Genomic DNA, 20,465 nt, shown 5'->3' on the forward strand with positions numbered 1-20,465 from the left:
AGCGTCCTGGGCCTCGTCGCCGCCGAAACCGTCAACGCCGACAAGGGACTCGGCTTCCTCATCACCCAGGGGCAGACCTATCTGCAGACCAACCAGGTCTTCGTGGGGCTGGTGATCTACTCGCTCCTCGGTCTGCTCGCCGACCAGTTCGTCCGGGCTCTCGAGCGGGTGCTGCTGCGGTGGCGCCCCGGTTATGAGGCGTCATGAGCAACACGATCACGGCGCAGCCCCGACGGCACATCGACCTCGGCAGCGTCGGCGACGTCCCGCCGATCACGGGTGCCGCGAAGGAGTACGGCTTCAAGGTCGTCGCCGTCAACCGCTCGCTCACGCCCACCCAGTCCAACGAGAACATCATCGTTCCCAAGGGGTCGCCACTGAAGACGCTCAAGGACCTCAAGGGCAAGAAGATCGCCGTCCCGCAGGGCAGTTCGGCCCACGGTCTGGCCCTCAACGCGCTCAACAGCGTCGGTCTCACCCCCAAGGACGTGCGGCTGGTCTTCCTCGACCCGGCGGCCGGCGCCACGGCCTTCAACACGGGCAAAGTGGACGCCTGGTCGATCTGGAATCCCCAGTCCGCGATCGCGGTCAAGAACGGCGCACGGATCCTTGCCAAGGGGCTGCCGCCGATCGACCAGACGAGCAGTTACTACGTCGCCAGTGAGAAGTCGCTCGACGACAAGGCGAAGCGGGCGGCGCTCACGGACGTCCTGAAGCGCCTGGCCACCGAGTTCGCCTGGGCGATCAAGCACGAGGACAAGTACGCCGAGGCCCTGTCCAAGGAGGAGGGCATCCCGCTGGACGACGCCAAGGCCTCCGTGAAGGCCTTCGAGACCCGCGTGACCCCGGTGGAGACCGCGGACATCGCGGCCGAACAGAAGCTCGCCGACGCCTTCCTGGACGCGGGCCAGATCACCAAGAAGGTCGACGTCAAGTCGATCACCGACAACCTCCTCCCGGCCGGCTACGACAGCTCCAAGCTGAAGGTCGCCTCGTGAGCGCGAGACGGCGGCTCCACCTCAACGCCTTCCTCATGGAGGCGGGTCACCATGAAGCAGCATGGCGGCTCCCGGACAGCAACCCACGGGCCGACTTCGACCTCCGGCACTGGATCGAGCTGGCCCGGCTCGCCGAGAACGCCAAGTTCGACTCGCTGTTCCTCGCGGACGGCCCCGCCCTGATCGGAACCGGCGAGTTCCGGCCGCCGGGCCAGCTCGAACCGCTGACCCTGCTCACCGCCCTGTCCCAGGCGACCAGCAGGATCGGCCTCATCGCGACCGTGTCCTCGACCTACAACGAGCCGTACAACCTCGCCCGCCGGCTCGCGTCCGTCGACCACGTCAGCGGAGGCCGTGCCGGCTGGAACATCGTCACCTCGGCCGGGGCCGACGAGGCCGCCAACTTCGGCCTCGACGACCGCCCGGGCCACGCCGAGCGCTACGCCCGCGCCGACGAGTTCCTGAAGGTCGCCAAGGCGCTGTGGGACAGCTGGGAGACCGAGGCCGTCCTCGCGGACAGGGCCACGGGACGCTACGCCGACCCCGCACGGCTGCACCGGCTCGGCCATCAGGGCCGGTACTTCAAGGTGGCCGGCCCGCTCAACGTCGAACGTCCACCGCAGGGCTACCCGCTGCTCGTCCAGGCCGGCTCCTCCGAGGACGGCAAGGACTTCGCCGCCCGCCACGCCGAGGCGATCTTCACCGCCCACACGACGTACGAGCGCGCCGCCGCCTTCTACGCCGACATCAAGGCCCGCACCAGGGCCGCGGGACGCGACCCGGACGGTGTGATCGTCCTGCCGGGCATCGTCCCGTACATCGGGTCGACCGAGGAGGAGGCCCGGGCGCTCGCGCGGCAGTTCGACGAGCTGCGCGTGCCGGAGTACGGACTGCGCCAGCTGGCCGCCGTGTTCGAGACCGAGCCGTCGGTCTTCGCACTCGACGACCCTCTGCCGGACTTCATCCTCGCCCGGCCGAAGCTGGAAGGCTCGCAGAGCCGTTCCGACCTCATCATCGACCTCGCGGTGCGCGAGCAGCTGACGGTGCGCCAGATCATCTCCCGGCTCGGCGGCGGACGCGGCCACTTCGAGTTCGTCGGCACGCCCGAGCAGATCGCCGACACGATCATCGCCTGGTTCGAGGGCGGTGCTGCGGACGGCTTCAACATCATGGCGCCCGCCCTGCCGTCCGGCCTCGCGGCCTTCGTCGAGCACGTGCTGCCGATCCTGCGCGGCAAGGGCCTGTTCCGGGAGGAGTACGAGAGCACGACACTGCGCGGGCACTACGGCCTTCCGGTCCCGGCGAACCAGTTCCACGGCTGACCCCTTCCCGTGGGCGGTCGGCCCGTGACTCCCGCCGCTTCGCTTTCCCGGAGCGGCGGGAGTCCACCCGCGCTGCGACCTCCGACCGAGGTCACCCGCTAGTCACCGCGGTCGTCCTGCAGCGCGCTGCGACGCTCCTGTTCGCGCTTGGAGTAGGCGGCTGCCCGGATCGCCTCGTCGCTCTCCAGGCCCGATCCCAGCGCGCCGCCCACCGTGGCGACCGAAGCGACGAACCAGGACAGCGTCCAGTACTCCGTGGCGTGCAGCGCGGTCCGTGTCGTGGCAGCGAACAGCCGGTCGTTGAGGATGAACAGTGCCCACACCAGGTTGATGAGCACCAGGCCCGCGTAGCAGATGATCACGCCGATACCCACGGTCACGACCGTCGAGGCGTTGTAGAGAGCCGCCTTCTTGCCCGCCTCCGGCGAGACCTCATCCGTCCGATGCCACAGGTTCGCGTCCACGATCAGCCAGCCGATCATGAGCGTTACCGACCCGACCATGGCGATCACCAGGCGTGGCGTGCTCAGGGAGGTGGCCAGGACCCAGATGGTGGAGTTCACGGTGGCGACCGCTCCCGTGGCGAGTGCGGCCGCCAGGGCTTTCGACAAGCCCGGCACCAACCGCCACGGCCGGTTGGCGCGGACCATGCCGCCGAGCACCCTCAGGTAGCCGCGCGGCCCGGTGACGACGTACCGCAGATCGGCGATCTCCTCCTCACCGACCTGGCCCGGACGGATGGGCGCGAGACGACTGACAAAGGGCCCGCGCAGCGGCTGACCTCCGGGAGGCCCCTCGGGCCCGGCCCGCAGGCCCGCCAGGCTGAGCACGGCTTCTTCCACGGCCTGCCGGGCCCTGGCCGGCAGCCGGAAGCCCCCCAGTGCGGGAAGGGACAGCAGCGCCAGGCCGTGTTCGTGACTCAGATCCACCACGAGCTTGCGCCCCTGTGAGTGCAGCGGAAGGTCGGTGAGGGCCACGACGATGTCCCAGTTCCCCTCGCTTGCGCGGTCCATGATCCGGCGCGTCAACGTGGACAGGTCCTCGGTTCCCGCGGTGAAGGGCTCACTGACCACCTCGACGTCGAACCGTCGTCCCTGGCCCGACCTGTCGGCGAGCCGATCGGGAAGCATCCGGGCCATGCGCTGCGCGATCTCCGTCGGCGCATCCGGGTCCGCCAGAAGAGCCACGACCGTAACGTCCTGAGACGACACCCGCATGGCTCCTTGTCGTCGGCTGCCCCGCGATCGCACGTGGCCACAGGATGCCCCCGAGGTGGCGCCGACGCCGCGTGACACGCTGGCACCCGCCGGCAGGTGCGGGCGGTGACGGCGCCTTGTCGCGCGGTTCCCGGCGCGATCGGGTAATCAGGAACGGTGGACAAGGACGCGAACGACTCCTTCGTGCGGGTACGGGGCGCCGGTGAGAACAACCTGCGGAACATCGATGTCGACGTTCCGCGGGACGCGATGGTCGCCTTCACCGGCGTCTCCGGTTCGGGCAAGTCCTCGCTCGCGTTCGGCACGCTCTACGCGGAGGCCCAGCGGCGCTACTTCGAGTCCGTGGCACCGTACGCCCGAAGGCTGTTGCAACAGGTCGGCGCACCGCACGTGCAGGAGATCACCGGACTGCCACCGGCCGTGGCCCTGCAGCAGCGGCGCGGGGCGCCCAGCTCGCGCTCGACGGTCGGCACCCTCACCACGCTGTCCAATCTGCTGCGCATGCTGTACTCCCGCGCCGGCACCTATCCGCCCGGGGCCGCACGGCTGGACGCCGAGTCGTTCTCACCCAACACCGCGGCCGGCGCCTGCCCGGAGTGCCACGGACTGGGCGTCGTGCACGACGTCGCCGAGGACCTGCTCGTCCCGGACCCCTCGCTGAGCATCCGCGAGGGGGCGATCGCCGCCTGGCCGGGCGCCTGGCAGGGCGCCAACCTGCGCAGTGTCGTGAACGGCCTGGGCATCGACATCGACCGCCCGTGGCGCAAGCTCAGGAAGAGGGACCGGGACTGGCTGCTGTACACGGACGAGCAGCCCTCCGTGTACGTCGAGCCGGAGGAGGGCCGCGTCGACTACGGCTACCAGGGGAAGTTCTGGAGCGCCCGCAAGCACGTCATGCACGTCCTCGCCGACTCCAAGAGCGAGAAGATGCGCGAACGGGCGCTGCGGTTCGTCAGGAGCGTGCCCTGCCCCGCCTGTCACGGCAGCGGACTGCGGCCCGAGGCGCTCGCCGTGACCTTCGCCGGGCGTTCCATCGCCGAGGTCAATGCGATGCCGCTCACCGAGGTCGTGGCGCTCCTGCGGCCCGTGGCGGGGCGGTCCGAGGCCGACGCCACCACGTCGACCGCCCGATCCGGGGAGACGACCGAGGTCGCGGTCCGGATCTGCGGTGACCTGGTCGCGCGGATCGAGGTGCTGCTCGGCCTGGGCCTGGGATATCTTGGCCTGGGGCGCCGCTCGACGACCCTGTCGCCGGGCGAGGCGCAGCGCCTGCGGATCGCCACCCAGCTGCGCTCTGGGCTGTTCGGCGTCGTCTACGTCCTCGACGAACCCTCCGCGGGCCTGCACCCGGCTGACGCGGAACCGCTGCTGGACGTACTGGACCGCCTCAAGGCGGCGGGCAACTCGCTGTTCGTCGTGGAGCACGACATGGACGTCGTACGGCGGGCGGACTGGGTGGTCGACATCGGCCCCGGTGCGGGGGAGGGCGGCGGACGCGTGCTGTACAGCGGCCCGGTCGCCGGTCTCGAGCGGGTCGGGGAATCGGCCACGAGCCAGTATCTGTTCGGGCGCGCCCGGCCGCTCGAACACCGCCCGCGCACCCCGCACGGCTGGCTGCACCTGCGCGGTGTGTCCCGCCACAATCTGCACGACGTGTCCTTCGACGTACCGCTCTGCGTACTGACGGCGGTGACCGGCGTGTCCGGTTCGGGGAAGTCGACGCTGGTGACGCAGGTGCTCGCCGAAGTCGTCCGCGGCCACCTCGGACTCGTGCCCGAGGAGCCCGAGGAGGCACAGCTGGAGGTAGACGTCCAGGACGCCTCGGGGGTCGAGTCGTTCGACCGGCTGGTCCTGGTCGACCAACGGCCCATCGGCCGCACGCCCCGGTCCAACCTGGCCACGTACACCGGGATGTTCGACGCGGTGCGCAAGCTGTACGCGGCGACGGACGAGGCCGGGGCACGCGGCTACTCGGCCGGGCGGTTCTCCTTCAACGTGCCCGAGGGGCGGTGCGAGACCTGCCAGGGCGAAGGGTTCGTCGCGGTGGAACTGCTGTTCCTGCCCGGCACCTACGCGCCGTGCCCGACCTGCGAAGGCGCCCGGTACAACGCCGAAACGCTGGAAGTCACCTACCGCGGCAAGAACATCGCGGACGTACTGGGGCTGTCCGTCGACGCCGCCGCCGAGTTCCTGTCCGCCGTCCCGGCCGCCTCCCGCAGCCTGGAGACGTTGCGCGAGGTGGGACTGGGGTACCTGCGGCTGGGCCAGCCCGCGACGGAACTCAGCGGCGGTGAGGCGCAACGCATCAAACTGGCCACCGAACTGCAGCGAGCCCGGCACGGGCACGCGCTCTACCTGCTCGACGAGCCGACGGCGGGACTGCACCCCGCGGACATCGCGCTGCTGCTGCGCCAGCTGCACCGGCTCGTCGACGCCGGCAACACGGTCGTCCTCGTCGAGCACGACCTGGACACGGTCGCCACCGCCGACTGGGTCATCGACCTCGGTCCGGGCGGCGGCGACGCGGGCGGGCGGGTCGTCGCGGCGGGTCCGCCGGCCAAGGTGGCGAAGGCCCGCCGCAGCGCCACCGCGCCCTATCTCGCGGCCCGGCTCGCGCGTCCTGCCCCAGGGGCAGAGCAGCGGTGAGCCGGCTTCGGGGCGCGGGGTCACCCACCGCCTGCGACCAGGCCGCCGGGTCAGCCGGGCATGGGGTGATGCGCCCGGGCGAACTGCTCCACGACGGCGGCGCAGAAAGCGGGCAGGTCGGCCGGGCCGCGGCTGGTGACCAACTGCCCGTCGACGACCACCTCCTCGTCGACGACCTCCGCGCCGGCGTTGCGAAGGTCGGTGCGGATGCTGGGCCAGGACGTCAGGCGGCGACCGCGCACGGCGTCGGCTTCCGCCAGGGTCCACGGGCCGTGGCAGATCGACGCGACCGGTTTCCCGCTGGCCATGAAGTCCCTGACGAACTGCACCGCGTCGTGGTCCATGCGCAGTTGGTCAGGGTTCATGGTGCCGCCGGGCAGGAGGAGGGCGTGGTAGTCGTCGACGGAGCGTCGGCGACCAGGCGGTCCACCGGGAAGGTTCCGGCCGCGTTGACGTCGAACTGGCGGGCCTGGATTTCGCCGTGCTCGCCGTGGTGGAGCGAGACGATCTCGGTCTTCGCCCCTGCGCCCTGCAGCGCGCCGCGCGGCTGGTCGAGTTCCACGCGCTCGACGCCGTCGGTGGCCAGGATCCCCACCCGCATCCCCCGGAGTTCCTGTGTCATCGCCCTCGACTCCCGCGGCTTCGTCCTCACCGGGCCGGAGGCCCAGGAAGCCGGCGCCTGCCCCGAGGTGTGGCACGGCCGTGGGCGCTCGTGCATGACCCTGGAGACCAACTGCCCGGGGTCTTCGCGGTGGGGGACGTCCGTAGCGGCTCGGTGAAGCGGGTGGCCTCCGCGGCCGGTGAGGGCGCCATGGCCATCCACTACGTGCACCGGCACCTCCGCGCATACGTCGCAAGGAGTCCGCGTGGCTCGCATGACCAGTCCTCCGCGTCGACGCCGAGGTGACACAGATCTCGATGTGCCTCCGGTGGACGGCTCTATAGTCTGGGCCGGGCATCGGAACCACGTTGGTGGCGGGCCGTTGTAGGGTGAGAGAACAGCCCTTGACCTGCACAAAGCAGGCAGGGAGCCAATTCCGGGAGTGCTGAATGCTGCGCACCATGTTCAAGTCCAAGATCCACCGCGCCACCGTCACCCAGGCCGACCTGCACTACGTGGGATCGGTGACCATCGACGCCGATCTGCTCGACGCGGCCGACCTGTTGCCCGGGGAACTGGTGCACATCGTCGACGTGACCAACGGGGCCCGGCTGGAGACGTACGTCATCGAGGGCGCCCGTGGATCCGGGGTCATCGGGATCAACGGCGCCGCGGCCCATCTGGTGCACCCCGGGGACCTCGTGATCATCATCAGCTACGCCCAGGTCACCGACGCGGAGGCACGCGAGCTGCGGCCCAGCGTCGTGCACGTCGACGCCGACAACCGGATCGTGTCCCTCGGTGCCGACCCGTCCGAGCCGGTACCCGGTTCCGACCAGCAGCGCAGCCCGCAGGCCGTGGGGGCCTGACCGGCGGACCGGGAGCGTGCCGAGCGGCGGCGTACGGGGTCGGTGATCGGGCGCGCGGCTCGGAAGGCGCCTGTCGTCGTGCGCCCGCAGGCACCCGCCTGGACGTGTTCGGTGCTGCCGTCGGGTGAGTGCTCGCGCGGGCGACGGGTAGGCGGGGGAGTAGTCCAGAGGCGACGTGCCGTGACTGCCCGGAGGACACCATGACGAACCCGCACCCCGATCCGGTCCCGCCGGGCCCGACACCGGGTCCGGGCCCGACACCGACCCCGCCGGACCCCTATCCCAGCCCGGTCCCGCCGCCGGAGCCGGCCCCGCAGCCGACCCCGCCCGCGCCGGGCCCCGATCCGACCCCGCCTCCGGCCCCGCCGCACCCGGGGCCCCCGGGGCCGTCCCCCTCCCCGATCCCGCCGGGCCCCGAGCCCGTACCCGACCCGGAACCGGGCCCGCCCCTCACCTGAGGCGCCGCGCCGCGTGCGAACGGGCCCCCGGGTCCCGCCGGTACGGCCCGAGACGGGGCCCACGCACTCGCCTGAGGTGCCGACTGGCGTCCGGGGTGCCCTCGGCGAGCCGGGGGCCCGGCCCGCCTCTCACCCAGGACACCGCGCGGACACCGGCCCGCGGCGAGCGGGAACCTCGGCGCCGTGCGGGCGGGACACGCGCCCGGAAGCACGGTCGCGCGTCGCCGGGGCCGTCGCCGGTCGGGCGGGACGTGCCGACCCGCTCCCGGTCCGGCGCCGAGCGGCAGCGACGGGCGGCCCGCTCCCGCGCCCGAATCTCCCGCGGCGCCTACGCGGACGCCTCCGACCGGCCCCGCCGCGCAGCGCTACGCGGACACCTCCGACCGGCCGCACCCCACAGCGTTACTCGGACACCTCCGACCGGTCCCCGCCCCACAGCGTGTGGAAGGAGCCGTCCCGGTCCACCCGGCGGTACGTGTGTGCCCCGAAGAAGTCGCGCTGCCCCTGCGTCAGCGCCGCGGGCAACCGCGGTGCCCGCAGTGCGTCGTAGTACGCCAGTGCCGCGGCGAAGCCCGGCGTCGGCACGCCCTGCCGGGTCGCGGCGACCAGCACCTCGCGCCAGTCGTCCTGCGCCTCGGCGATCTCCCGCGCGAACGTCTCGTCGGACAGCAGGCTGGGCAGGCCGGGCTGGGCGTCGTACGCGGCGCGGATGCGGTCCAGGAACGCCGCGCGGATGATGCAGCCGCCGCGCCAGATCGCGGAGACCGCACCGAGGTCGATGTCCCAGTCGTACTCCTCGCTGCCGGCCGCGATCTCGTGGAAGCCCTGGGTGTACGACACGATCTTGGACGCGTACAGCGCCTGCTCCACCCGGTCGGCGAAGGCGGCCGCCTCCGACTCGCCCAGCGCGGACGGCTTCGGTCCGGACAGGCCCCGGGAGGCGTCCCGCAGCGCCGCGTGGCCCGACAGGGAGCGGGCGAAGACCGCCTCGGCGATGCCGGACACCGGAACGCCCAGGTCCAGCGCGATCTGCACCGTCCAGCGGCCGGTGCCCTTCTGTTCGGCCTGGTCCACCACCACGTCCACGAACGGCTTGCCGCTGGCCTCGTCCACGTGGGACAGCACCTCGGCGGTGATCTCGATCAGGTACGAGTCCAGCCGGCCGGTGTTCCAGGTGCGGAAGATGTCCGCGATCTGCGCGGGCGTGTACCCGGCGACGTCGCGCAGCAGCTGGTACGCCTCGCCGATCAGCTGCATGTCGGCGTACTCGATGCCGTTGTGGACCATCTTCACGAAGTGCCCGGCTCCGTCGGGACCCACGTGCGTCACGCACGGAGCGCCGTCGGCGGCCTTCGCGGAGATCTTCTCCAGCATCGGGCCCAGGGACTCGTACGACTCCTTCGAACCGCCCGGCATGATGCTGGGGCCGTGCAGCGCGCCCTCCTCGCCGCCGGAGATGCCCGTACCGACGAAGTGGATGCCCCGCTCGCGCAGCTCCCGCTCGCGCCGCCGGGTGTCCGCGAAGTGCGCGTTGCCGCCGTCGATGATCATGTCGCCGGGCTCCAGCAGCGGGGCGAACTCCTCGATCACCGCGTCCGTCGGACGGCCCGCCTTGACCATGACGACCAGGCGGCGCGGGCGCTCCAGGGCCGCCACGAACTCCTCGGCGGTCTCGGCCGCGACGAAGTCGCCCTCGTGCCCGAACTCCTCCACCAGCGACTTCGTCCGCGACACCGTACGGTTGTGCACGGCGACCGTGTAGCCGTTGCGCGCGAAGTTCCGGGCGAGGTTGCGGCCCATGACCGCGAGGCCCGTGACGCCGATCTGCGCTGAAGTGCTCATACCGCCTGCTCCCTGTTGCCTCGTGTACTACGGCTCCGTCAGTACGGGTCCTCGCCCATCCTGACGTGCCGCTACGGCGGGCGCACACCCGACCCGCCACGCATGTGTACGCGGCGGGACCGCCTTCCGCCTCAGTCAGCGGCCCGTCGGCGCAAGAAGGGTCCGTTCTCGGCCATTTGCACCGGGCAGGAGGCCGATTCACCGTCTTGTCATGGCCTGTTCGTGGCGCTTACTTTTGCCGCTCCTGACGCATGCCGAGGGGATTCGCACATGGCCGTACGCGGCCGGCACCGCCGGTACCAGCCGAACAGGATCAACCGCGCCTCACTCACCGTCACGGCCGGCGGCGCCGGCCTGGCGCTCCCGCTGGTCGCCGCCGGCACCGCGCACGCCGCCGACGCGGCCACCTGGAACAAGGTCGCCGCCTGCGAGTCCAGCGGGAACTGGAGCATCAACACCGGTAACGGCTACTACGGCGGACTGCAGTTCACCCAGTCCACCTGGGAGGCGTACGGCGGCGCCCGGTACGCGCCGCGCGCCGACCAGGCCACCCGGGCCGAGCAGACGGCCGTCGCCGAGAAGGTCCTCGACGGGCAGGGGCCGGGCGCCTGGCCGGTGTGCTCGGTACGGGCCGGGCTCAGCCGGGGCGGACCCGCCCCCGACGCGCACACCGGGACCCACGCCGCGCGGCCCGCCGGCACCGGCTCGGCGAGGTCCGGCTCCGTCAAGGACGTGCAGCCGCAGATCACCCCGCAGTCCCGGGCCGGCCGCGCCGAGATGTACACCGTGGTGCACGGCGACACCCTCTCCGGCATCGCCGGCGACCACCACGTGCCGGGCGGCTGGCACGCCCTGTACGCGGGCAACCGTGCCACGATCGGCGCCGATCCCGACCTGATCATGCCGGGCCAGCGGATCAGCCTGAACGGCACACCCACCCGCGGCGCACCCCCGAAGGCCCCGAGTCCCCCGAGGAAGAAGGCGCCCTCGGAGCACCCCGGCAGGCACCGCACGACGCCGCCGGCCCGGCACACCGTGGTCGCCCCGGTGACCGCGTCCGTCGGCACCGGCTACCACGTGGCCGGGTCCCACTGGTCGAAGGGCTACCACACCGGCGTCGACTTCCTGGTGTCGACCGGCACCTCCGTGCGGGCGGTGGCGGCCGGGCGGGTCGTGGCCGCGGGCTGGGGCGGCTCGTACGGCTACCAGGTGGTGCTCCGGCACGCCGACGGCCGCTACACCCAGTACGCCCACCTGTCGGCCATCTCCGTGCGCGTCGGCCAGAGCGTCACCGCCGGCCTGCGCATCGGCCGCTCCGGTGCCACCGGCAACGTCACGGGTCCGCACCTGCACTTCGAGGTGCGGACGGGGCCGGAATACGGCTCGGACATCGACCCGCTCGCCTACCTGCGGGCCGGCGGCGTCAGGATCTGACGCGGCTGCGGTGCCGCTCCAGGACCGACAGCGGGACGGGGACGCTCCGGGGCGGCACGGTGTACGACGGGGGGAGCGCGCCGTCGGCCGGTGGTGCGGGGGCGCCGGGGCCGGACCCGTCCGGGAACGGCGCGGACGCCGACGGCAGTGCCGGTCCGCCCGGCGCCGGTCCGGTGCCCGTGCCGGTGGACGCGGCGGGCTCGGACGGGTGCGCTCCGGTGCTCGCGGTCCCGCGCTGCCGGGGTACCGCGGGGCGGCTCTCCGGTGCCGCCGGCGGGGGAGGGGTCGGCCAGGAGGCCGCCGGGGAGGCCGCCGGGGGAGGTGTGGCCGGCGACGGGGCGCCGGGGGCAGCGGAGGCAGGGACCGCGGATGAGCCCTCGGCGGGCGCTCCCCCGGCAGGTGACTCCTCGACGGTCGCCGTCGTGCGCTCCATCCGCTCCGTCGTCAGCATGATCAGCCCGCCCGCCGCCACCACCGCGCAGCCCAGGGAGAGCACGGTGCCCGTGGTGTCGTAGCGGAACGTCTCGCCGAACATGAGGATGCCGACCCCGGCGGCCAGCACCGGATTGACGACCGTCAGCGTGGCGAGCGGAGCGGCGAGTCCGCCGCCCCGGTAGGCGGCCTGGGACAGCAGGACGCCGGCCAGCGTGAACAGGGCGATCACCGCGAGCGAGGACAGACCGCCCAGGCCGATGCCGTGGGTCCAGTCGACGGCCACCGTCTTGGTGAACACCGACGACATGCCGAAGGCGATCCCGGAGGCCGTGGCGAGCAGCACGCTGCGCACCGCGGGGTGCCGGTGCGCGGCCAGGCCCGCGCACAGCAGCGCCGCCACCGCGCCGCCGGTGACCAGCGCGACCGCCAGCCGCTGGGCCGGGGCGAGGGAGTGCGCGGCGGAGGAGCCGACGAGGGACAGCAGGCCGGCGAGGCCCACGGTGGCCATGAGGGCGCCGCGCCAGGCGGCCGCGCCGGCCCGGCGGCCGACGCACAGCGCCGCCATGGGCAGCGCGAAGACGATGGTCAGCGCGCCCAGCGGCTGGACCAGGCTGAGCGGTCCGCAGGCCAGCGCCACGACGTGCAGCACGCCGCCGAGGCCGTTGAGCCCCAGCGAGCCCCACCAGCCGGGCCGGCGCAGCGGAAGGTACCCGCTGCCGGGGGCGGACACCGCGACCTGCTCCTGCACGATCGCTCCGCCCGCGTACGCGAGGGCGGAGACGACCGACAGGAGCACGGACAAGGCCAGGGCGCTCATCGGGGTCTCCTCTGTGTGCCCCGGGCGCGCTCGCTCCGGCTCGGCGTGCGGTCGGCTTCCATGGCTCACACTCTGCCCGCCCGCGCCCCGTACGTCGTCGTCCCTGAGCACACAATGCGTCCTACTGCCGATGGAGTACGGCGGTCGGGCGATCATCCCCTGGTGGGGTGACGCAGGGCGCGCACCCGCCTGCTCGCCCGGACGGCACGCCTGGTACTAGTGCCTGTCGTGGACTTCGACCCCGAACTCGCCGCGCTGCGCCCGCTCGGCGGCTTCTTCGTGCTGCGCACGTTGCCGCACCCGGCCGGCGCGGACCCGTCCCGGCCGCCGCGCGCGGCCGGTGCTGGCCCCTGGCGGCTGCCGGTCCTCGCGGACGGCTACGGGGCCGGCACGCCGGACCCGCGGCGGGATCCGCTGGCCCTGCGGGTCGCCACCGTCGCCGGCCGGCTGCGGACCGCCGAACCGCGCGTCGCCGCCTCCCTCGCCCACCAGGGGCTGGCCGCCCGGCTGTGGTCGGCGGCCCTGGGCTGCGCCGTCCTGTACGGCAGGGTGCCCGACCTGGATCCACGGCTGCTGCGCTGGGACGCCCGCGCCACCGCCCCCGACGACCTGTGGCTCATCGGGCCGCGCCCGCTGCCCGGGGACGCGGCCACGCTGGCCGCGACCGTGCTGCACGGCCATCTGGAGCCCCTGGCGGCGACCTTGCGGGCCCGCTACGGCGTCGCGGCCGGCCTGCTGTGGGGCAACGCGGGCTCCGCGCTCGCCGCGACCGCCCGGGAACTGGGCCGCTGGGCCCGCGCCCACGGCCGTACCGACGTGGCGGCCCGCGCCCGCGCGCTCACCGGGGAACTCTTCGCCCATCCCCTGCTGGAGACCACGGGCAGCCGCACCGGTACGGCCTTCCGCCGGCGCAGCTGCTGCCTGTACTACCGGGTCCCCGGCGGCGGGGTCTGCGGCGACTGCTGCTTCACCCGGCCGCCGCGCTCTTCCCCGGACGGCACATCTGGGTGACCATGAAGGGGTCGTGCCGCCGAGACCAGGGAGTTGCCGGGTGCGAGTGGGACTGCTGACCCGGGAGTACCCCCCGGACGTGTACGGCGGCGCCGGGGTCCATGTGGAGTTCCTCGCCCGCGAGCTGGCCGCCCTGGTGGACCTGGAGGTGCACTGCTGGGGCGAGGGGCGCGGGGCCGGCGTCGTACGCCACCGGCCCTGGTCCGTCCTCGACGGCGCCAACGACGCGCTGCGCACCTTCTCCGTGGACCTCGCCATGGCCGCCGCGCTCGAAGGCCGCGAGCTCGTCCACTCCCACACCTGGTACGCCAATCTCGCCGGGCACGTCGCCAAGCTCCTGTACGGCGTCCCGCACGTGGTCACCGCCCACTCGCTGGAGCCGCTGCGCCCCTGGAAGGCCGAGCAACTCGGCGGCGGGTACGCCCTGTCGGGCTGGTCGGAGCGCACCGCGATCGAGGCCGCCGACGCGGTGATCGCCGTGTCCGGGGCCATGCGGGAGGACATCCTGGCCTGCTACCCGGCCCTGGACCCGGCCCGGGTCCACGTCGTGCACAACGGCATCGACACCCGGCTGTACCGTCCCGACCACGGCACCGACGCGCTCACCCGGCACGGCGTCGACCCCGCCCGCCCGTACGTGCTGTTCGTCGGCCGGATCACCCGGCAGAAGGGCGTGCCCCAGCTGCTGCGCGCGGTGCGGGACATCGACCCCGGCGCCCAGGTCGTGCTGTGCGCGGGCGCTCCCGACACCCCGGAGATCGAACGGGAGTTCCGGGAGTTGTTCGAGGAGCTGCGCAGGGTGCGGGCGGGCGTCTTCTGGATCCCGCAGATGCTGCCGCGCGCCGAGGTCGTCCAACTGCTCACGCACGCGGCGGTGTTCGCCTGTCCCTCGGTGTACGAGCCGCTCGGCATCGTCAACCTGGAGGCGATGGCCTGCGGCACGCCGGTCGTCGCGTCCCGGGTGGGCGGCATCCCCGAGGTGGTGGACGACGGCCGTACCGGTCTCCTGGTCGATGCGGACGACGACTTCGAGGCCGGGCTCGCCCGGGCACTGGACGGCGTCCTCGGCGACCCGGACGCGGCCCGGCGGCTGGGGGAGGCCGGACGGGAGCGCGCGGTGCGGGAGTTCGGCTGGGACGCGGTGGCCCGCCGTACGGCGCGGCTCTACGAGGAGATCCTCAAACAGGCTTAGTCCGGTCCGCTCGGGGCAATCATGGTTCAACCACGGTGAGGGGAGCGGGCCATGCGTCGCGGAGGGCCTTCCGTACTGGGGATCGTGCTGGCGGGCGGTGAGGGCAAGCGCCTGATGCCGCTGACCGCGGACCGGGCCAAGCCGGCCGTCACCTTCGGCGGCACCTACCGGCTCGTCGACTTCGTCCTGTCCAACCTGGTCAACGCCGACGTGCTGCGCATCTGCGTGCTGACCCAGTACAAGTCGCACTCGCTGGACCGGCACATCACCACCACCTGGCGGATGTCCAGCCTGCTCGGGAACTACGTCACCCCGGTCCCCGCCCAGCAGCGCCTCGGCCCGCGCTGGTACCTGGGCAGCGCCGACGCGATCCTGCAGTCCCTGAACCTGGTCCACGACGAACAGCCCGAGTACGTGGCCGTGTTCGGCGCCGACCACGTGTACCGCATGGACCCGCGGCAGATGCTCGCGCAGCACATCGAGGGCGGCGCGGGGGTGACGGTGGCCGGCATCCGGGTGCCGCGCGCGGAGTCCTCCTCCTTCGGGGTGATCACGCCGGGCCGGGACGGCCGTACCGTCGAGCGCTTCCTGGAGAAGCCCGCCGGCCCGCCCGGCCTGCCGGACGACCCGGAGTCGGTCTTCGCCTCGATGGGCAACTACGTCTTCACCACCAAGGTCCTGGTCGAGGCGCTGCACCGGGACGCCGAGGACAGCCAGTCCGTGCACGACATGGGCGGCTCGATCCTGCCCCAGCTGACCGGGCGCGGCGAGGCGCAACTGTACGACTTCAGCGACAACCACGTGCCCGGAGAGACCACTCGCGACCAGGGCTACTGGCGGGACGTGGGCACGCTGGACGCCTACTACGAGGCGCACATGGACCTGATCGCCGAGCGCCCCGCGTTCAACCTCTACAACCGGCAGTGGCCCATCTACACGCACTCCTACCAACTGTCCCCGGCCCGTTTCAACGCCGGTGGCATGGCGAGCGAGTCCATCATCAGCGCGGGCTGCCTGATCCGCGGCCAGGTCACCCGGTCCGTGCTCTCGCCGGGCGTACGGGTGGACCCGGGCGCGGTCGTGCAGGGCTCGGTGCTGCACGACAACGTGCACGTCGGGCGGGGCGCGGTCGTGCGCGGGGCCGTGCTGGACAAGAACGTCGAGGTACCGCCCGGTGCGACGATCGGCGTCAACCCGGAGCGCGACGCCGAGCTGTACACCGTCTCCAAGGGCGGTGTCATCGCGCTGGGCAAGGGGCAGCGGGTGCCGTAGCGGACGCAGAGCGGATGCCGTGACGGGCGTCGGGACCGGAACCGAAGCCGTGCCCCGGCGCCCGCGCGACGCCCTCGCGCCCGCGTGACGCCCTCGCGCCCGCGTGACGCCCTCGCGCCCGCGCGACGCGCTCCATGGAAATATCCACGAATGCCCGGGTTTTCGGTCTCCGCCGTCCAGGATGCAGGCAACGATGTCCAACCTGCGGAGGTCATCCGACATGAGAGGGACCCGGCGCACGCGGCTGTGCCTGGCCGGGGTGATGGCAGCGTCCGCGCTGATCGCCACCCCCGCCGCACGGGCCGCCGAGCGGACCGACGGCCACCTCACCGACCTGGTCAACCCGTTCATCGGGACCCAGAACGAGGGCAACACCTTCCCCGGCGCCACCGTGCCCTTCGGCATGGTGCAACTCTCCCCGGACACCGGGCACAACACCGGCTACGACTACACGCAGAACCGCATCCGGGGCTTCTCCCTGGTGCACCTGTCGGGCGTGGGCTGCCGGATCGGCGGGGACCTGCCCGTCCTGCCCACGACCGGAGACGTCACGCAGACGGACTACGCCCGGTACGCGGCGGCCTTCTCGCACGACGACGAGGAGGCGGGCCCCGGTTACTACCGGGTCGGCCTCGCCTCCGGCATCCGCGCCGAACTGACCGCGACCGCCCGCACCGGCGTGCAGCGCTACACCTTCCCGGCCACCGACAAGGCCAACGTCCTGCTGAACGCGGCCCAGTCGCTGCACAAGCCGGTGAGCGGCTCGGTGCGGATCCTGGACGACCGGACCGTGCGCACGGAGATCACCGGCCACGGCTTCTGCCGGGACACCGGCCCCTACACGGTGTACACGATCACCCGCTTCAGCCGGCCCTTCACCGCCTACGGCACCTGGGACGGCGGGACCGTCACCCCGGGAGCCCGCAGCGGGTCCGGCGGTGCCTACGTCCGTTTCGACACCACCGAGGACCGCACGGTCGAGGCGACCACCGCCCTGTCGTACGTCGACGCGCGCGGCGCGGCCGGCAACCTGCGCGCCGAGGGCGGCCGGTCCTTCGACGCGGTACGCCACCGGGCCCGCGAGGAGTGGGAGCGCCGGCTCGCGGCCGTCCGGGTGCGGGGCGGCACGCCCACGCTGCGCCGCACCTTCTACTCCTCGCTGTACCGGTCGTACCTCGCGCCCAACACCGGCAGCGACGCCGACGGCCGCTACTTCGGCTGGGACCGCCGTACCCACCGCGCCCGGGGCTTCACGTACTACCAGAACTGGTCCCTGTGGGACACCTACCGCACCCAGGCCCAGCTGCTCGCCCTGCTGGCCCCGCGCGAGGCCCGGGACATGGCCCGGTCGGTGGTCGCCGTCGACGAGGACGGCGGGTGGCTGCCCAAGTGGGGCTACGGGCCGGTGGAGACCAACGTCATGAGCGGCGACCCGGTCACCCCGTTCCTGACCACCGCCTACCGGATGGGACTGCTGAAGGGCTTCGAGGGGCGGGCCTACCGCGCACTGAAGAAGAACGCCGACGGGGTGCCGCCCGCCGACTACCCGGGCATCGGCCGGGAGGCCAACGCCGAGTACCTCGCGCACGGCTTCGCGCCCTACGTCCCGGACCGCCCGTTGGACAAGATGGGCGACTCCGACTACCACCACGGGGCCTCCGTCACCCTGGAGTACGCGCTCGCCGACGCGATGCTCGCCCAGATGGCCCGCGGCCTCGGGCACGCGGACGACGCCGCCCGCTACGCCGCCCGCTCGCGCAACTACCGCAACGTCTTCGACCCCGCCACCGGCTTTTTCCGCGCCCGTGACGCCGGCGGCGCCTTCACCGGGCCCGCCGACCCGGCCCGCGGCACCGGCTTCCACGAGGGCACGCCCTGGCAGTACCAGTGGCTGGTCCCGCAGGACGTCCCCGGCATGGTCGGCCTGATCGGCGGCACCCGTGCGGCCAACGCCCGCCTGGACGCCTTCTTCGCCTACGACCGGCTGCTCGCCGACCCGCGGCGCACCGCCCGCGAGGTGTGGGTGCACGGCGACCCGTACGCCTACTACAACGCCGCCGTGTACAACCCGATGAACGAGCCGGACCTCATCGCGCCCTACACCTACCTGTCCACCGGCCAGCCCTGGAAGACCACGGACGTGGTGCACGCGGCGCTGACCCTGTTCACCGACAGCCCCACCGGCATGACCGGCAACGACGACCTCGGCACCATGTCCGCCTGGAACGTCCTGTCGTCCATCGGGCTCTTCCCGGTCCAGCCGGGCTACGACACCTGGGGGCTGACCACCCCGGTCTTCGAGCGGGTCGACCTGGCCCTGGACCGCCGCTACTGGCCCGGCGGCCGGCTGACCGTCACCGCGCCCGGCACCTCGGCCGCCGACCGCTACGTCCAGGCCGTGCGCACGGACGGCACCCCGCACGGCCGGACCTATCTGACCACCCGTGCGCTGCGCTCCCTGCGCTCGGTCGCGTTCACGGTCGGCCCGCGCCCGTCGGAGTGGGGTACGTCACCCGAAGCGGCGCCGCCCGTTCTGAGGTGACCTCAGATGTCTCCTGGGTCCCGCCGCCCTGCATGGCGGCGGGACTTGACCCGTTCTTAACTGTGCGTGACTTGATCGTACTTGACCGTAATCGTTCAGCCGGGATTGACTGCTGATCCGCCCCGTCTCCGACGTATGAGGCAAGCCCTTGACCTCCGACCTGCTCACGCCACTCGACCTGGCCTTCTGGAACATGGAGTCCGACCGGCACCCGATGCACCTCGGGGCACTGGGCGTCTTCGCGGCGCACTCACCCACCGCCGGCGCCCACGCCGCCGACCTGCTCGCCGCCCGCGCCGCCGCCGTACCCGGCCTGCGCATGCGCATCCGCGACGTCTGGCAGCCGCTCGCCTTCGGCGGCGCGACCCGCGAGCACGACCGGGACTTCGACCCGCTGAACCACGTACGCCTGCACGCCCCGGCCGGCGACTTCCACGCGGCCGCCGGCCGGCTGATGGAACGCCCGCTCGAACGCGGCCGGCCGCCCTGGGAGGCGCACGTGCTGCCCGGCGAGGACGGGGTGTCCTTCGCCGTGCTCTTCAAGTTCCACCACGCCCTCGCCGACGGGCTGCGCGCGCTGAAGCTCGCCGCCGGCGTCCTGGACCCCGTCGACCTGCCCGAGCGCGCGCCCCGCGCCCTCGACCCGCACCGCGACCTGCTCTCCGACGTACGCCGGCTGCCCTCACGGGTGCCCGGGCTCGTCAGGGGCGCGCTGTCCGACGTCGGCCGGGCCCTGGACATCGGGGCCTCGCTCGCCCGGTCCACGCTCGGCATGCGTCCGACCGCCGCGCTCACCTCGACCCCCAGCGGCACCCGCCGCACCGCCGGGGTCGTCGTCGACATCGACGACGTGCACCGGGTGCGCAAGAGCGCCGGCGGCACCGTCAACGACGTCCTCATCGCCGTCGTCGCCGGTGCGCTGCGGCGCTGGCTGGACGAGCGCGGCGACGGCAGCAAGGGCGTGGCGCCCCGCGCCCTGATCCCCGTCTCCCGGCGCAGCCCGCACAGCGCCCAGCCGCAGGGCAACCGGCTCTCCGGATACCTGATACGGCTCCCGGTGCACGAGGCCGATCCGCTCGGCCGGCTGGAGAGCGTGCGGACGGCGATGGTGCGGAACAAGGACGCGGGGCCCAACCGGGGCGCCGGCGCGGTCGCGCTGCTCGCCGACCACGTGCCGGCCCTCGGCCACCGGCTGGGCGGGCCGCTGGTCGGGCAGGCGGCCCGGCTGTGGTTCGACATCCTGGTCACGAGCGTGCCGCTGCCCGGGCTCGGGCTCCGGCTGGGCGGGCACGAGCTGACGGAGGTGTACCCGCTGGCGCCGCTCGCGCCGGGGCAGGCGCTGGCGGTGGCGATCTCCACGTACCGCGGGCGCGTGCACTACGGGCTGGTCGCCGACGCCCGGGCCGTACCGGATCTCGACCGGTTCGCCCACGCGGTGTCGGCCGAGATGAAAACGCTCCTGGAAGTCTGCGACCACTGACCCCGCCCGCGCCGCCGGTGCGGTGCGCGCTGCGGGGTCTGCGCCCGCTGTAGCCGGGCGCCGGTCGGGCGGGGTCCGACCGTGCCGCCGGTGCGGTGCCGCCGGGTGCGTACGCGCGCGGGTGGGGCGCGACTCGGCCGGCGTGTGGGGCGCGCCGCCGGGGGTCTGCGACCGCTGAGGCCGGTCCCGGCCAGGGGGCTCCCGCCCGCGCCGCCGGTACGGCGCCGCCGCCGGGTGCGTACGCGCGGGTGGGGCGCGAGTCGGCCGGTGGGGGGCGATGCTGGGGGTCTGCGCCCGCTGAGCGGGGCCCTGGTCGGGCGGGGGTCCGG

The 20,465-nt window shown here is 73.2% G+C and carries 14 protein-coding genes and 2 pseudogenes; 12 read left to right on the forward strand and 4 right to left on the reverse strand.

Annotated features, from left to right (window positions below; genetic code table 11):
• The 3 genes from IE312_RS40500 to IE312_RS17150 form a co-directional block, all read left to right on the forward strand.
• The coding region (locus IE312_RS40500) for an ABC transporter permease (RefSeq protein WP_368860015.1) at positions 1-207 on the forward strand (207 nt) is incomplete at its 5' end.
• The gene (locus tag IE312_RS17145) at positions 204-998 is read left to right on the forward strand and encodes an ABC transporter substrate-binding protein (protein ID WP_229899950.1); all 795 of its coding nucleotides are present in this window, start codon (positions 204-206) and stop codon (positions 996-998) included. The genes IE312_RS40500 and IE312_RS17145, both read left to right, overlap by 4 nt.
• The gene (locus IE312_RS17150; RefSeq protein ID WP_189982666.1) at positions 995-2,320 is read left to right on the forward strand and encodes an LLM class flavin-dependent oxidoreductase; all 1,326 of its coding nucleotides are present in this window, start codon (positions 995-997) and stop codon (positions 2,318-2,320) included. The genes IE312_RS17145 and IE312_RS17150 overlap by 4 nt, the downstream gene beginning before the upstream one ends.
• A 98-nt stretch (positions 2,321-2,418) precedes the next feature.
• Here the strand turns inward: IE312_RS17150 and IE312_RS17155 are convergent, their stop codons facing one another.
• Positions 2,419-3,537, reverse strand: coding sequence for a hypothetical protein (locus tag IE312_RS17155; protein ID WP_189982668.1), 1,119 nt, complete (start codon positions 3,535-3,537; stop codon positions 2,419-2,421).
• A 156-nt stretch (positions 3,538-3,693) separates the two neighbouring features.
• On the opposite strand from IE312_RS17155, the gene uvrA reads away from it, so the two are divergent.
• Positions 3,694-6,183, forward strand: coding sequence for an excinuclease ABC subunit UvrA (gene uvrA, locus IE312_RS17160; protein WP_189982670.1), 2,490 nt, complete (start codon positions 3,694-3,696; stop codon positions 6,181-6,183).
• A gap of 50 nt (positions 6,184-6,233) precedes the next feature.
• On the opposite strand, the pseudogene IE312_RS44020 reads toward uvrA, so the two are convergent.
• Positions 6,234-6,805: pseudogene (locus tag IE312_RS44020) on the reverse strand (type 1 glutamine amidotransferase domain-containing protein).
• Here IE312_RS44020 and IE312_RS40515 point away from each other — a divergent pair.
• Together IE312_RS40515 and panD are read left to right on the forward strand one after the other, a co-directional pair.
• A pseudogene (locus IE312_RS40515) lies at positions 6,801-7,090 on the forward strand (cyclic nucleotide-binding protein); the annotation flags it as partial. The pseudogenes IE312_RS44020 and IE312_RS40515 overlap by 5 nt on opposite strands.
• 143 nt (positions 7,091-7,233) lie before the next feature.
• The gene (gene panD, locus IE312_RS17170; RefSeq protein WP_189982672.1) at positions 7,234-7,653 is read left to right on the forward strand and encodes an aspartate 1-decarboxylase; all 420 of its coding nucleotides are present in this window, start codon (positions 7,234-7,236) and stop codon (positions 7,651-7,653) included.
• An 860-nt stretch (positions 7,654-8,513) separates the two neighbouring features.
• Here the strand turns inward: panD and gnd are convergent.
• Complete coding sequence (gnd, locus tag IE312_RS17175) at positions 8,514-9,953, reverse strand: NADP-dependent phosphogluconate dehydrogenase (protein WP_189982674.1); 1,440 nt, start codon at positions 9,951-9,953, stop codon at positions 8,514-8,516.
• Between the two features lie 270 nt (positions 9,954-10,223).
• On the opposite strand from gnd, the gene IE312_RS17180 reads away from it, so the two are divergent.
• A complete protein-coding gene (locus IE312_RS17180) occupies positions 10,224-11,387 on the forward strand; it encodes a transglycosylase family protein (protein WP_189982676.1) in 1,164 nt (387 codons plus the stop codon).
• On the opposite strand, the gene IE312_RS17185 is transcribed toward IE312_RS17180, so the two are convergent.
• Entirely contained in the window at positions 11,377-12,639 is a 1,263-nt protein-coding gene (locus IE312_RS17185) for a DMT family transporter (RefSeq protein ID WP_189982678.1), read from the reverse strand. The genes IE312_RS17180 and IE312_RS17185 overlap by 11 nt on opposite strands.
• Before the next feature lie 228 nt (positions 12,640-12,867).
• Between IE312_RS17185 and IE312_RS17190 the strand changes: the two genes are divergently transcribed.
• From IE312_RS17190 to IE312_RS17210, 5 genes are all read left to right on the forward strand, one after another.
• Positions 12,868-13,650: a (2Fe-2S)-binding protein gene (locus tag IE312_RS17190; protein ID WP_189982680.1), complete on the forward strand. Its 783-nt coding sequence runs from the start codon at positions 12,868-12,870 to the stop codon at positions 13,648-13,650.
• Between the two features lie 40 nt (positions 13,651-13,690).
• On the forward strand, positions 13,691-14,842 hold the full coding sequence (gene glgA / locus IE312_RS17195; protein ID WP_189982682.1) for a glycogen synthase: 1,152 nt from the start codon (positions 13,691-13,693) through the stop codon (positions 14,840-14,842).
• Positions 14,843-14,893: 51 nt separating this feature from the next.
• On the forward strand, positions 14,894-16,114 hold the full coding sequence (gene glgC / locus IE312_RS17200; protein WP_189982684.1) for a glucose-1-phosphate adenylyltransferase: 1,221 nt from the start codon (positions 14,894-14,896) through the stop codon (positions 16,112-16,114).
• A gap of 220 nt (positions 16,115-16,334) precedes the next feature.
• Entirely contained in the window at positions 16,335-18,656 is a 2,322-nt protein-coding gene (locus IE312_RS17205; RefSeq protein WP_189982685.1) for a GH92 family glycosyl hydrolase, read from the forward strand.
• A 148-nt stretch (positions 18,657-18,804) separates the two neighbouring features.
• Positions 18,805-20,136: a wax ester/triacylglycerol synthase family O-acyltransferase gene (locus tag IE312_RS17210; RefSeq protein WP_189982688.1), complete on the forward strand. Its 1,332-nt coding sequence runs from the start codon at positions 18,805-18,807 to the stop codon at positions 20,134-20,136.
• Positions 20,137-20,465 lie beyond the last annotated feature (329 nt).

Source organism: Streptomyces capoamus, assembly GCF_014654935.1.
GTDB lineage: Bacteria > Actinomycetota > Actinomycetes > Streptomycetales > Streptomycetaceae > Streptomyces > Streptomyces capoamus.

Bases quoted from the DNA above. Each gene is read 5' to 3' on its own strand.
- IE312_RS17145 (WP_229899950.1), top strand. From the start codon at position 204: ATGAGCAACACGATCACGGCGCAGCCCCGACGGCACATCGACCTCGGC.
- IE312_RS17155 (WP_189982668.1), bottom strand. From the start codon at position 3,537: ATGCGGGTGTCGTCTCAGGACGTTACGGTCGTGGCTCTTCTGGCGGAC.
- panD (WP_189982672.1), top strand. From the start codon at position 7,234: ATGCTGCGCACCATGTTCAAGTCCAAGATCCACCGCGCCACCGTCACC.
- gnd (WP_189982674.1), bottom strand. From the start codon at position 9,953: ATGAGCACTTCAGCGCAGATCGGCGTCACGGGCCTCGCGGTCATGGGC.
- IE312_RS17180 (WP_189982676.1), top strand. From the start codon at position 10,224: ATGGCCGTACGCGGCCGGCACCGCCGGTACCAGCCGAACAGGATCAAC.
- IE312_RS17185 (WP_189982678.1), bottom strand. From the start codon at position 12,639: ATGAGCGCCCTGGCCTTGTCCGTGCTCCTGTCGGTCGTCTCCGCCCTC.
- glgC (WP_189982684.1), top strand. From the start codon at position 14,894: ATGCGTCGCGGAGGGCCTTCCGTACTGGGGATCGTGCTGGCGGGCGGT.
- IE312_RS17205 (WP_189982685.1), top strand. From the start codon at position 16,335: ATGAGAGGGACCCGGCGCACGCGGCTGTGCCTGGCCGGGGTGATGGCA.